Origin of the sequence: Nitrospira sp., assembly GCA_015709715.1 — a bacterium.
Classification (GTDB): Bacteria; Nitrospirota; Nitrospiria; order Nitrospirales; family Nitrospiraceae; genus Nitrospira_A.
The window spans coordinates 3,262,729-3,276,066 of sequence record CP054184.1 but is presented as its reverse complement, the minus strand read 5'-3'; the positions used below and the strand labels follow the sequence as shown (position 1 = coordinate 3,276,066).

Sequence of the window (13,338 nt, the reverse complement as noted above, 5' to 3'; positions counted from 1 at the left end):
GGACCAGATCGACTGTGTATAAGCTATCGTCATGGGTTGCATCGCGTACGCCCGGTTGACACCGTTGCACGCCCCTTCTCTTACGCGCCGACTGGGGCACGCAGCATGGCCTCGTTGCGCCGTACCGCTCTGTGCCTGGTTGATGCTCTTCGCCTTATTCCCCTCTCCATCAAGAGCCGCTCATCACGCCGCCCCCTCAACCGAACAAGCCGCCTCCGTCACCTTGCGCTTTGTCTCCTGGAAGCCGGACCATCCCCGGGTGTGGGACGAAGCCATCGCCCGATTCACCGCCATCTATCCACGCATTTCTGTCGTGCGTGAGTTGGCGCCCCACTCTTCGACCGCCTATCACGATCTGTTGACGCAGAAATTGAAGAACCACGACCGGTCGGTGGACGTGTTTTTCATGGACGTGGTGTGGGTCCCGGAGTTTGCAGCGGCCGGATGGGTGCGCCCCCTCGACGAGGTCTTCTCATCGCGGCTCCGCGCCGACTTTCTTTCCTCCACGGTCGAACTCGGCCGGTACGGGGACCGGATCTACGGGGTTCCGAGCCGGATCGACGCGGGACTCCTGTACTACCGACAAGACCTGCTCGCGAAATATGGATTCTCCCCGCCGACGACGTGGGCAGAATTGGCTGAGCAGGCGAACCAGATCCTGGCCGGCGAACGGCCGGCACAGCCGGCCCTGCACGCCTACTCCGCCCAGTTCAAGCAATATGAAGGCCTCGTCTGCAACATGCTCGAATTCATCGAGGGAAACGGTGGCCACTTGCTGGCGGAGGACGGCAGGCGCTCACGACTGTCTGCCCCGGAAACTTTGGCAGCCGTGCGATTCGTCCGGGAGCAGGTCGTGGGCCGCCTCGCTTCGCGTGCTGTCCTCACGTACCAGGAACCGGAATCCCTCGCGCGGTTTCTCCAAGGCCAGGCGATTTTCCATCGCAACTGGCCCTATGCATGGGACCTGGCCAACGACCGAGCCCGCTCCAGCATCGCCGGCCAGGTCGGTGTTGCGCCGCTTCCGGTCATGTCCGGTGGACGACGGGCAGCCGCGCTCGGCGGATGGCTCTATGGCGTGAGCGCCTATTCACACCATTTCGAAGAGGCTTGGGCGTTCATCCAATTCCTTTCCAGTCACGAGATCCAGAAGCTGTTCGCACATCAGGCCGGCATCGCCCCCTCGCGAGCCGCGCTGTTCTCCGATCCTGAACTCCTGGCCCAGGCCCCACAACTTCGGAACCACTTCGAGGCCTTGCAGTCAGCCACCGCGCGCCCACGTACGCCCCTCTACCCCGCCGTGTCCCATGTGCTGCAACGCTATTTCAGCCGGGCGCTCGCCATCGAGACGATCGACCTGGCAAGGGAAGCGGCCATGGCCGACACCCACATCGATCATTTTCTAGCCCTCACGAGGAAGGACCCGTGACGCCGGAATCCCGCATGGCTCGAACGGATGCCGTAGCGGGCTGGACCATGGTGGCGCCGGCCTGTCTCGTCATCCTGCTCTTCGCGCTCTATCCGGTCGTGGATTCGCTCTGGCTCAGTCTCCACCGCAGCCTGGTCGGGGTGCCGGAACTGGGCACCGTGTTCATCGGGCTCGATAACTACGTAGCCCTTGTCCGGGATCCCGTCGCGCGCCGGGCCGCTCTCGTCACCCTGGCGTTCGTGGGCTGTTCGACGCTGCTGGAATTGAGTGGCGGGCTGATCATTGCGCTCGTGATCCACGAACGATTCCGAGGGCGGGGCGTCGTCAGAGCGGCGATTCTCATCCCCTGGGCGATCCCCACCGTCGTGGCGTCGCAGCTGTGGCGCTATGTATTCAACGACCAGTACGGCCTCGCCAATTTGCTGCTCTACGGCGACCGTATTGCGGACTACATCCCCTGGCTGGCCTCGCCGGTCGTCGCCTTTGGCATCGTGGTGCTCGCAGACGTCTGGAAAACCTCGTCCTTCGCCGCCCTACTGATTCTGGCCGGCCTTCAAGTGATTCCGGACGATCTCTACGATGCAGCGCGGGTGGACGGGGCCGGAATGTGGCAACGGTTCCGGCACATCACGCTGCCGTTGCTGAAACCAGCGTTGTTGCTGGCCCTGCTCTTTCGTACCATGGATGCATTCCGCGTGTTCGATCTCGTCTTCGTCATGACGCAAGGCGGCCCGGGCGACGCGACACAAGTCCTGCAGTTCTATGGGTATCAAACGCTCTTTGCCGAAGGTCGGCTCGGTTACGGTTCAGCCGTCTCCGTGGCAGTCTTTCTCCTGATCTTGCTGTTGTCGTTGATCTACCTTCGTGCCATCGGGTCACGGCTCCTGGAGCGACGGCCGTCATGACCCGACGTCTGTTGCTGCCGCTCGGCATCATGGGAACCGTGGGGCTGAGTCTGCTGCCCTTTTTGTGGTTCATGCTCAGCTCATTCAAATCGCAACGAGAGATCGAGGCCGTGCCGCCAGGGTGGTGTCCGAGCGGCAGCCTGGAATTTTACCGCTCGGCTCTGTTCAGCCATCACCTGTTGGACTATGTCGGCAACAGCGTGGTGGTGGCCGGCTCGACGACTGCCGTGGCTCTCCTGCTGGCAATCCCGGCGGCCTATGCTCTGGCCAGGCTCACGATCCCCGGTAAGCAGGGCATTCTGGCCCTGTTGCTCTGCGTCTCCATGTTTCCACAGATGGCGATCGCAGGTCCGGTCTGGCGCCTGCTGGATGCCCTTGGCGGGCTGAACCATCGCTGGGGCGTGGTGCTGCCCTATGTGGCCTTGACGTTGCCCCTGGCTGTCTGGATCCTGGCGAGCTTCTTCGCGGAATTGCCTGCGGAATTGGAAGATGCGGCGCGCATCGACGGGTGCGGACGGTGGACGACCTTGCTTCGCGTGACCCTGCCCTTGGCCGCACCGGGCATCTTCACCGCCGCCATTCTCATTCTGATCTATGCGTGGAATGAATTCTTCTTCGCCCTGCTGATCTTGACGCAGCCGGAGCAACAGACGCTTCCGGTCGGCATCGCATTATTCCAAGGAGAGTTCACGATGCCGTGGGGAGAACTGGCCGCGGCCTCCGTCATCGCCACCCTTCCGCTCATCGCAGTGGTCTTGATGTGTCAGCGATGGATCGTGAGCGGCCTCTCGGCCGGCGCCGTGAAGGGATGACCATGGCCGATCTGGAACTGCGCAATCTGTCCAAAACGTTTCGGAAGCAGACAATCCTACGCGACATCTCGCTGTGCGTGCCGGACGGCAGCTTCACCATTCTCCTAGGCCCGTCGGGTTGCGGGAAATCGACGCTCCTGCGCATCATCGCCGGCCTCGAACCGCAGACCTCGGGACAGGTGTTGATCGGAGGAGTGGCGGTCGACCACCTCGAACCTGCCGCGCGCGATATCGCCATGGTCTTCCAGCAATACGCCCTCTACCCGCACCTCACAGTACGCGAGAACCTGGCCTTCGCCCTGACCATCCGACGGTTGCCGCGTCCCGACATCGAAGCACGCATCGCCGAAGCGGCGCAGCTGCTCGATATTCAGTCGCTCCTGAATCGCAAGCCGAAGGACCTGTCCGGCGGTCAACGCCAACGGGTGGCCATGGGTCGCGCCATCGTTCGGAAGCCGAAACTATTCCTCTTCGACGAACCGCTGTCCAACCTGGATGCTCAGCTCCGCACCACCATGCGGATCGAACTCAAGAGCCTGCAACAACGCTTGCGGGCTACCATGATCTACGTGACGCACGACCAGGTGGAGGCCATGACGTTGGGAGATCGTATCGTGCTGTTGGAAGGCGGCCGCATTCGCCAGGAGGCTGCACCCGACGACTTGTATCGCGCTCCGGCGGATCCTTTTGTGGCAGCCTTCATCGGCACGCCGGGGATGAACCTTTGGTCTGGCCAAGTCACGACGCGAGGCGACCGACTGCAGTTTCAGAACGGAGACCTGACGCTGCCGATTCCGTTCCTCATGGAGCAACAGCCCTCGCTGAACTCGATCACGCTCGGTATCCGCCCCGAAGACATTCTCCTCACGCCCCAACCCGGTGCCCTGCCCGTTGAGGTCGCCGTCGAGTTGATCGAAAATCTCGGAGCCGAACTCTTGATCCACTGTCGCGTCGGCGACTCGCGATTCGTCGTGCGATCGGTGCGTGGCGGTCCCGTGCAGCAGAACCACTCTCTCACCATCTATCTCCCGCAGGACAAGCTGCACCTCTTCGTGGACGACCGGCGACTCGATGCGTCCACCGCGTTGCCCTCTTGACTGGAAGGGTGGCTATCTTATCTAAAAGTGAGGAGGCTCGGCGGTCTCGCGAGAAAAACGGTGCGCCGGCTTGCAATGCACCCGGAGACCCCGTAAGCTCCCGAAAGGATTGCACTCTTGAACGACCCACCGGGAGTCGACCATCCCGGCCCTTGACGCATGGCCACCACTCAACGCGGGTATTACGATATTCTCGGCGTCCCACGGAGCGCCTCGGCCGACGACATCAAGAAGGCCTTCCGGCGGCGTGCGCGAGAACTCCATCCCGACCTTCACACCGGCACCAAGAAGACCGAGATGGAGAAAAAGTTCAAGGAACTGAACGAAGCGCACGAAGTCCTCTCGGACCCCGAGAAGCGCAAGAAATACGACCAGTACGGCCCCAATTGGGAACAGGCCGAAGCCTATGAAAAGGCTCGTCAGCAAGCCGGCCCTCAGCCGGGTCGCGGAGGTGCCGGAGGATTCAGCGGCGATTTCGGCGACATCTTCGAGACGTTTTTCGGAGGGCGGGGCCGAAGCGGGAGTGCGACCGGCTTTGCCGTCGACGGCGAAGACCTGGAAACCGATGTGACCCTGAGCATGCGCGATGTGCTCCACGGGGTCACCAGGCGCATCGATCTCACTGAACGCATCGCCTGCAAAGCCTGTGGCGGCAGCGCCATCGTTCGCGGGCGTCCCTGCGTCGTATGCGGCGGCTCCGGCATCCAAACCGAGGTCCGCACCATCGAGGTGCGCATTCCCGCGGGGGTAGAGAACGAAACCCGTGTCCGGCTGGCCGGCAAGGGCAATCCCGGTATCAACGGCGGCAAGCCCGGCGATCTGTATCTGCGCGTCCATATCGAATCGAACGGGGTCTTCCGCCAGAAAGGCTCCGACGTGCAGGTGACTCTGCCCGTCTGGCCGTGGGAAGCCGCACTCGGCGCCGAAGTGATGGCGCCGACCCTCACGGAGCCGGTCAAGGTGAAGATCCCGCCCGGCAGCAAAGCAGACAGCAAACTGCGCCTCAAGGGGAAGGGGTTGCCCACCGGCAGCGGCGCCCATGGCGACCTCTTTCTCAAATTGAAGATCGTCATGCCCGCCACCCTGTCCGAGCAGGAGCGCGCGCTCTTTGAACAACTGGGCCGTGGCCCCCATGGCGACCCACGGGCCGAACTCCTCGCGGCCTCGCGGCGCGGTGCCTCCTAAGCGCCCGTCGGAGATCTCCCTCCTATGAATCTCTTGGAATACGCGCTCTTCGCGTTCAGTTCGCTCTTCGTCATCGTCGATCCCATCGCCGTCGTGCCCGCATTTTTGGCAATGACGCCGAGGGATTCCGTGGCACAACGGCTGCGCACCGCCCGCATGGCCTGTTTCGTCGCCGCCGGAATCCTGACCGTCTTCGCCCTGTTCGGCCAGACCATCTTCAAACTTCTGGGCATCACGCTGCCGGCGGTGCAGATCGCCGGCGGACTCATCCTGTTGCTCGTGGCGTTGGATATGTTGCGCGCGCAACGGTCCACGGTGCAGGCGACTCCCGCGGAAACGGAAGCAGGCACCGGCAAGGACGACATCGCGATCGCGCCGCTCGCCGTGCCGATGTTGGCGGGTCCGGCGGCCATCTCCACGGTCATTCTCTTGGAGACGCAAGCTCGGACACTGGCGTTGCGCGCGGTATTGCTGGGATGCCTTGTACTCGTCGGAATCGCGAGTTACAGTATATTAGCGATCGGTGCTCGCGGAGCGAAGTGGCTCAACCCCATCGCAGATAAAATCATCTCTCGACTCATGGGTTTGTTGCTTGCGGCGCTGGCCGTTCAGTTCATGATGAACGGTCTGACCGGTGAGCAAGGACTGTTACGCGGATTGATCGGGCCGTAATCGACTTAACGAAGGAGGAAGGAATGACGACGAAACTCTTTACCTTTGCCACAGCCTCAGCCATCGCCTGCGCCTTGACGATCACGCCTGCCTGGGCGAATTCGGGTGGGGGCTACGGCGGACACGGCGGGAGCTACGAAAAAGATCGGCACGGCATGGGTGCGGCGATGATGGAAATGATGATGCACGGCGGCGCCGGCCACCTCATTCGCCACCTCCTGAAACATGAAAAGGACATCGGGTTGAGCGCCGATCAGGTGGCGAAACTCAAGAATCTCCAACTCAATCTGGATAAGAGCCGCATCAAGATGGAAGCCGACATCCAAGTGGCGGAGCGGGAGATCAAGGCGCTGGCGGAAGACGAAAAGTCCGACATCGGCGCGATCGAGAGCAAGCTCAAGCAAAGTGCCGAGGTGCAGGTGGGGCTCAGGACCCTGTCGATCAAGACCCGGCGGGATGCGCTGTCCATTCTGACTGCCGAGCAACGCGCCAAGGAGCAGGCTGAACACGACAAGATGATGCAGCAACACAAGGGCATGGGCGCTCCCCACGGCAAGAACCCGCATGGCAGCAACCCCCATGGAGCGAATCCCCATGGTCAGGGAACGGCCCAATAATATGCGCACACTGGACCTTGAACGGAGGGATAACATGATGAAGTCGTTCGCAATCGGCGCACTGCTCGTCGGCGCTCTCTGCCTCGTCACCACTCCGGCCTGGAGCGACAAGGGGCATAAAGGCAAGGACGAAAAGTGCGATGTCGCAGATTTGGTCAAGGACGCAAAGATCACCATCGACCAGGCGATCAAGACTGCGCTGGACAAGGCGCCCGGCACGGCTGTCGAAGCCGAGCTCGAAAAGAAACACGATAAAACGGTGTGGGAAGTGGAAGTCCTCGGAGCGGACGGCAAGATGATGGAGGTGCATATCGACGCCGGCACCGGCGAGGTCATCGACGTGGAAGCCAAACACGAAAAACACGAGAAGAAAGACAAGAAAGAGAAGCACTAGTTCCGGCGGCCGGGCCGGCCTTCAAGACCAGCCCGGCCGTTCCCTCCCCTTCCTCCTTTATCTCATCCGAACAACCGGTCCCATTTCCGCCCGCCAGCCAACATGGACTTGCGCCGCCCGATTGACCCCCCGCGCCCATCTATGCGAAAGTTTGCGACTTGCTGAACGGAGGCCGCAGTCCCAGAAAATGAAGGAGCGTCCATGACCATCGACCCACGCCAGAAAAGCCATACCCTTCTCGACGGCCCCGGACGGGCCCCGGCCCGTGCCATGCTCAAGGCCGTCGGATTCACCGACGCGGACCTCGAGCGTCCCTTGATCGGCGTCGCCAACACCTGGATCGAGGTGATGCCCTGCAATTACCACCTGCGTCGGCTGTCCGAGCGTGTCAAGGCGGGGATCCGCGCCGCAGGCGGGACGCCCATCGAGTACAACACCATCGCCGTCTCCGACGGCATTTCCATGGGCACGGAAGGCATGAAGGCCTCTTTGATCAGCCGTGAGGTCATCGCTGACTCGGTCGAGTTGGTCGCACGTGGGCACCTATTCGACGGCGTCGTCGCCCTCTCCGGGTGCGACAAGACCATCCCCGGCACCGTCATGGGCCTCTGCCGTCTCAACTTGCCCTCGTTGATGCTCTACGGCGGGTCCATCATGCCGGGCCAGTTCCAGGGCCACGATGTGACGATTCAAGACGTGTTCGAGGCGGTCGGCAAACATGCCTCCGGCAAGATGACGAACGCCGAGTTGAAGGATCTGGAAGACCATGCCTGTCCGGGCCCCGGAGCCTGCGGCGGCCAGTTCACTGCCAACACAATGGCGATCGCCTTCGAGTTTTTGGGCATCTCCCCCATGGGACGTAACGGGGTCCCTGCCATGGACCAGCAAAAAGACGACGTGGCCTTCGAGTGCGGCAAGCTCGTCATGGACCTGCTGAAGAAGGACTTGCGGCCCAAACAGATCATCACTCGTCGTTCGATCGAAAACGCCATCGCGGCTGTGGCCACGACCGGTGGATCGACGAACGCCGTCCTGCATCTCTTGGCTGTGGCGCGGGAGATGGGCGTCCGCTTGACCATCGACGATTTCGACAAGATCAACCGCAAGGTGCCGCTGCTGGCCGATCTGAAACCGGGCGGGCGCTTTACGGCCGCGGACCTCTTTACCGCCGGCGGCACGACACTGGTGGCGAAGCGTCTGCTCGACGCCAAGCTCCTCCATCCGGACCAGCCCACGGTGTCGGGACGGACCATCGGCGAAGAAGCCGCGGCGGCCAAGGAACAACCGGGGCAGCAGGTGCTGCGTCCTCTGGGCAACCCGATCAAGCCGACGGGCGGGTTGGTGATTCTCAAGGGCAACCTGGCACCGGAAGGTTGTGTCGTGAAGGTGGCAGGGCACTCCATCATGCACTTCCGCGGACCGGCCAAAGTGTACAACCGTGAGGAAGACGCGTTCGCCGCCGTGCAGTCGGGGAAGATCAAGGCCGGTGATGTGGTCGTCATCCGGTATGAAGGCCCATCCGGCGGGCCCGGCATGCGCGAGATGTTGGGGGTCACTGCCGCCATCGTCGGCGCGGGGTTGGGAGATTCGGTCGCGCTCCTCACCGACGGGCGCTTCTCAGGCGCCACCCACGGATTGATGGCGGGGCACGTCTCGCCTGAAGCCGTCAAGGGCGGTCCCATCGGCGCAGTGAAGACGGGAGACATCATCACCTTCGACATTGCGAAGCGCCGGTTGGATGTGGAGCTGTCCCAAAAGGACCTGGCATCGAGGCTGAAGAAGGTGAAGCATCCCGCACCCCGATATCAGTCCGGGGTGATGGGCAAGTACGCCCGCCACGTGTCCAGCGCCTCGGAAGGCGCCGTGACCACCTGAGCATGCGAGTCCGGTTGCGCTGGAGTCTCGTTGTCGCGATGCTCGTCCTGACGGCATCAGGCCTGGACGATCGCCAGTGGGCCTCCGCGGTCGAGCAGGAACCCTGCGTAGACTGGCAACGCCGCCATCCCGAGTGGTTGTGGTGCGACGATTTCGAACGGGACCGTCTCTCGCAGTATTTCGAATACGACCAGCGGCATGGCCGGTTCGTTCGCGAGGCGGGAATCGGCGTAGCCCACTCGATGGGGATGCGCGCCGAATACTTGCCCGGCGACCCGCACGGCGGGTTTCTCCATCTCGCCTTCGGGAAGACGCCTAGTCCTTACATCAGACCGGTCGATGCCGGAACCGCTCGCTACCGCGAGATCTATTGGAGATTCGATCTACGCCTGCAACCGGGATGGGTCGGAGGCGGAGCCGACAAGCTCACGAGGGCCACGATTCTATCCACCGACCGCTTCGCACAGGCGGCCATCGGCCATCTGTGGAGCGGTGCCCGCCCTGATTCGGACCCTGACCGGTTGTACCTCGACCCTGCGTCCGGAACGGACGAATTCGGCCGGCTGAAAACCACGACGTATAACGACTTTCCCCGCCTTCGTTGGCTGGGGGCTGACGGCAGCCGAACAGCCCTCTTCGACGCGAGCCATCTCGGCCGGTGGTTGTGCATCGAGGTCCACATGAAGCTGAACAGTCGCGACGCGGACGACGGCGTCCTGGAATTCTGGGTGGACGATCGGCTGGAGGCACAACGGACCGGGCTGAATTGGATCGGCGCCTACGACGACTACGGCATCAATGCGGTTTATCTGGAACAGTACTGGACCTCGGTCCCCTTCAGCCAGGTGCAGCAGCGCTATTGGGACAACTTCGTCGTATCGACAGCCCGTATCGGTTGTGCCCTTTCACCCCCACCAGCAAGCCAGGAGCCCCATCGAGGCGAATGAAGAATTAACTATTTCTTAACCGCGCACCTGAACCGCTTGCAGTACACTGCCTCCACCGAGTTATGTCGGCTCGTCACACAGATTCGAACCAGCTCTCTCCTTCTCACGCCCGATTGAAGCCGGCGGAGCGCCCGCCCACGTCCGACCTGTTTCGTCCCGAGTGGTACCTTAATCGGGAACTCAGCCTCCTGGAGTTCAACCGCCGCGTCCTTGAGTTGGCCAAGGATCAGACGGTGCCCTTGCTGGAGCGGCTGAAGTTTCTTTGCATCGTCAGTTCCAATCTCGATGAGTTCTTCGAAATCCGCGTGGCAGGCTTGCGAGAACAAGTGACGCACGGAGCCGAGCAACGGGGGGTCGACGGCCTCACGCCCTCGGAGCTGCTAAGCCGTATCGCCACGAGTGCGCACCAGCTGGTCGAAGAGCAATATACCGTCTTGAACAACTCCTTGATTCCGCAATTGGCCGACCAGCGCATCCGATTTCTGAAACGTGCCGAATGGACCGCTTCGCACATTCGATGGATGCGCCGCTTCTTTTCGCGCGAGCTGCTGCCCCTGCTGAGCCCGGTGGGATTGGACCCTGCCCACCCCTTTCCCAAGCTGCTCAATAAGAGCCTCAATTTCCTCGTGACGCTGGAGGGGACGGACGCCTTCGGCCGCCAGAACGGCACGGCCATCGTGCAAGTCCCTCGTTCGCTCCCGCGTGTGATTCGCCTCCCCTCCCGCAACAGCGCCTGGCCGCACGATTTCGCCTTTCTTTCGTCGGTGATCCACGCCTTCGTTCATCAGTTGTTCCCGGGTCTTCGGGTCACGGGCTGCTATCAATTTCGCGTGACGCGCAACAGCAACCTCTTCGTCGACGAAGAGGCCGTGGAGGACTTGCGGCTGGCATTGGAAGGACAGTTACCGGATCGTCGCTTCGGCGACGAGGTTCGCCTGGAAGTCGCGGACAATTGCCCACTCGACCTCGTGTATTTCCTGCGGGAACAATTTCATCTCGGACCGCAGGACGTGTATCAATGTCGCGGGCCGGTCAATCTGCATCGCCTGATGGCGGTGCCGGACTTGATCGACCGCCCGGACTTGAAGTTCGAGTCCTTCACCCCGAGCATCCCAGGCTCGCTCACCGACACGGCGGACTGGTTCGAGGCCATGCGACAGGGCGATATCCTGTTGCATCACCCATTCCAATCATTCACCCCGGTCACGGAATTTCTTCGCCAGGCCGCGGGCGATCCGCATGTGCTCGCCATCAAACAGACGCTCTATCGCACGGGCGCCGATTCCGCCATCGTGCAATCACTCGTCGATGCTGCGCGCGGAGGAAAAGAAGTGACCGTGGTCATCGAATTGCGCGCCCGGTTCGATGAGGAAGCGAATATCGAGTTGGCTCATGACTTGGAAGAAGCCGGGGCGCACGTGGTGTACGGCGTGGTCGGGCACAAAACTCATGCCAAACTGAGCCTCGTCGTGCGTCGGGAAGATCGACACCTTCGCCACTACGCCCACCTGGGTACGGGCAACTATCACGCACGCAATGCCCGTCTCTACACCGATCTGGGCCTCCTCACCTGCGACCCGGCCATCGGCCGAGACGTCCGTACGATGTTCCAGCAGCTCACGTCGCCCGGCCGGCCGGGGCGGCTGAAACACCTGCTCCAGGCCCCTTTCACCCTTCACTCCACCTTGCTGAAGTGGATCGCCCGCGAGACCGATCGCGCCAAGAAGGGCAAACCCGCCAGGATCATGGCGAAGATGAACGCGCTGCTGGAGCCGCAGATCATCCGCGCCCTCTACAAGGCTTCCCAGGCGGGAGTGACCATCGATCTCATCGTGCGCGGCCCCTGCGCCTTGCGACCCGACATCCCCGGTCTCTCGGAGCATATCCGCGTCCGCTCGGTCGTCGGCCGCTTTCTCGAGCATAGCCGGATTTTCTATTTTTTGAACGACGGCGAAGAGAAGGTTTGGCTCTCCAGCGCCGACTGGATGGATCGTAATTTTTTCCGTCGGATTGAGGTCGCCTTTCCGATCTTGGATCCCGTGCTGAAACGACGGGTCATCGAGGAAGGACTGCAGCCTTATCTTGAAGACAACACTCACACCTGGGTGTTGCACGCCGGCGGCACCTATCGTCGGGAAACTCCCGGCCGGAGAAAGCCGCGCTCCGCCCAACAGTGGCTGCTGAATCAATTTGCCACCTGATCATCCCCCCATTTGTCTCCTTGCTGCAACGCCGCCGTCTGCTCGTTTGAGGAACTCATCGGCTACAGGGAATCGGCGTAGAGGCGCTCAAGGCGCTCTTCGATACAGTCGGCACAGAGCACGGCTTGCGGTTGGACCCTGAGCCGAGAGACTGGGATCTCATCCTGACATTGCCGACAAAATCCATACGATGCTTGGTCCCTACGACTCAGCACGGACAGTTTTGAAGCGTGCAGATGTAACCGAGGGACGGCGGAATGTTGGCGAACGGCATGCATGGCGATCCTCCTCAGCTAGTAGTAGCGAACCTGAGCCAAGTCTACCGGGCTCAGGTCACAGAGACATCAAGAGAGGGTCAACGGTAGGTTAACTGTGACGGGCTTGGTCAGCGGAGGGCGTGAGTGCGGCAGTGAGCATGTCCCGGCCGCGGATGCTCAGCAGTCGGTTACTTGGTTGCTGCACGAGACCGTTCGATCAGCGGCTTCCACGTCGGTTCGAGATCCTGCGCGGCGGATGCCAGGAACCGTTGCTCCGCCGCCGGATCCCGCTGCCCCTTCGCAACAGTGGCGGCATGGACCGCAAAGTAGGCCGGTGTCCCGATGAGTTGCAGTTCCGCAACTACCCGCTCCAACGGTTTTCCCCAGAAGACCTCGAAGTAATGCGCCTGGACCTCGTCGACGGCGTTCTCCTGCAACACCATTTGGGTTGGGCCGATCTCATACTCTCCCATAAAGTGGAGGCCGCCGGCCGTCACGGTGGTCAGGCTCCGCGTGACTGTCTCCTTGGGAAGCAGAAAGAGCGTCACTTCGCGCACTTTGCCAAACCCCTTTTCCGACGCGCTGAACGCCACGGCCGCATACCGCCCGGGAGGGAGGTTCTGCACATACACTGTGCCGACCCCACCGGCGTCGGGAAGGGGGGTTACCACGCTTGTGGGGATGAGATTCTTTCCTTGATAGAGATCACGTTCATCGTCGACCTTCACCAGATAGACTCGATCCTCCGTCCCGGGAGCCCAGGCGGCGGTCTTCAGTGTCATGCCGACGACGGCGCTCTGCTGATCCACCGGCTTGGTAATCCGGACTGGGGAGACAAATTCTGCAGCCAGCCGTTGAAACTGCTTCTTGGGTTTGGCGGCACAAGCTGTAACCAACAACAAGGCCGCTACCATCAGCAGAGACAGCAATCGATTCATACTCATCCTCCC

The 13,338-nt window shown here is 61.9% G+C and carries 13 protein-coding genes; 11 read left to right on the top strand and 2 right to left on the bottom strand.

Features of this window, described 5'->3' with window-relative positions; translation table 11 throughout:
• The first annotated feature begins 31 nt into the window (after positions 1–31).
• The 11 genes from HRU82_15760 (at position 32) to ppk1 (ending at position 12,131) form a co-directional block, all read left to right on the top strand.
• Positions 32–1,426: an ABC transporter substrate-binding protein gene (locus tag HRU82_15760; GenBank protein QOJ36304.1), complete on the top strand. Its 1,395-nt coding sequence runs from the start codon at positions 32–34 to the stop codon at positions 1,424–1,426.
• Between the two features lie 14 nt (positions 1,427–1,440).
• On the top strand, positions 1,441–2,331 hold the full coding sequence (locus tag HRU82_15755) for a sugar ABC transporter permease (protein ID QOJ37241.1): 891 nt from the start codon (positions 1,441–1,443) through the stop codon (positions 2,329–2,331).
• On the top strand, positions 2,328–3,143 hold the full coding sequence (locus HRU82_15750) for a carbohydrate ABC transporter permease (GenBank protein QOJ36303.1): 816 nt from the start codon (positions 2,328–2,330) through the stop codon (positions 3,141–3,143). Before HRU82_15755 ends, HRU82_15750 begins: the two co-directional genes overlap by 4 nt.
• A gap of 2 nt (positions 3,144–3,145) precedes the next feature.
• Positions 3,146–4,240, top strand: a complete 1,095-nt coding sequence (ugpC, locus tag HRU82_15745; GenBank protein QOJ36302.1) for a sn-glycerol-3-phosphate ABC transporter ATP-binding protein UgpC — start codon at positions 3,146–3,148, stop codon at positions 4,238–4,240.
• Between the two features lie 159 nt (positions 4,241–4,399).
• Positions 4,400–5,425 (top strand): DnaJ domain-containing protein, encoded by a 1,026-nt coding sequence (locus HRU82_15740; GenBank protein ID QOJ36301.1) that lies wholly within the window; start codon positions 4,400–4,402, stop codon positions 5,423–5,425.
• Between the two features lie 24 nt (positions 5,426–5,449).
• Positions 5,450–6,097 carry an NAAT family transporter gene (locus tag HRU82_15735; GenBank protein QOJ36300.1) on the top strand — a complete coding sequence of 216 codons (648 nt, stop codon included), beginning with the start codon at positions 5,450–5,452 and terminating at the stop codon, positions 6,095–6,097.
• 23 nt (positions 6,098–6,120) lie between these two features.
• Positions 6,121–6,714 carry a hypothetical protein gene (locus tag HRU82_15730; protein ID QOJ36299.1) on the top strand — a complete coding sequence of 198 codons (594 nt, stop codon included), beginning with the start codon at positions 6,121–6,123 and terminating at the stop codon, positions 6,712–6,714.
• 34 nt (positions 6,715–6,748) lie between these two features.
• Positions 6,749–7,108: a PepSY domain-containing protein gene (locus HRU82_15725; GenBank protein QOJ36298.1), complete on the top strand. Its 360-nt coding sequence runs from the start codon at positions 6,749–6,751 to the stop codon at positions 7,106–7,108.
• A gap of 201 nt (positions 7,109–7,309) precedes the next feature.
• Positions 7,310–8,983 carry a dihydroxy-acid dehydratase gene (gene ilvD, locus HRU82_15720; GenBank protein ID QOJ36297.1) on the top strand — a complete coding sequence of 558 codons (1,674 nt, stop codon included), beginning with the start codon at positions 7,310–7,312 and terminating at the stop codon, positions 8,981–8,983.
• 2 nt (positions 8,984–8,985) lie between these two features.
• Complete coding sequence (locus tag HRU82_15715; protein ID QOJ36296.1) at positions 8,986–9,930, top strand: hypothetical protein; 945 nt, start codon at positions 8,986–8,988, stop codon at positions 9,928–9,930.
• Positions 9,931–9,992: 62 nt separating this feature from the next.
• Positions 9,993–12,131: a polyphosphate kinase 1 gene (gene ppk1, locus HRU82_15710; GenBank protein QOJ36295.1), complete on the top strand. Its 2,139-nt coding sequence runs from the start codon at positions 9,993–9,995 to the stop codon at positions 12,129–12,131.
• Between the two features lie 62 nt (positions 12,132–12,193).
• On the opposite strand, the gene HRU82_15705 is transcribed toward ppk1, so the two are convergent.
• Together HRU82_15705 and HRU82_15700 are read right to left on the bottom strand one after the other, a co-directional pair.
• A complete protein-coding gene (locus tag HRU82_15705) occupies positions 12,194–12,409 on the bottom strand; it encodes a TraR/DksA C4-type zinc finger protein (protein QOJ36294.1) in 216 nt (71 codons plus the stop codon).
• Positions 12,410–12,576: 167 nt separating this feature from the next.
• Positions 12,577–13,326 (bottom strand): hypothetical protein, encoded by a 750-nt coding sequence (locus HRU82_15700; protein ID QOJ36293.1) that lies wholly within the window; start codon positions 13,324–13,326, stop codon positions 12,577–12,579.
• Positions 13,327–13,338 lie beyond the last annotated feature (12 nt).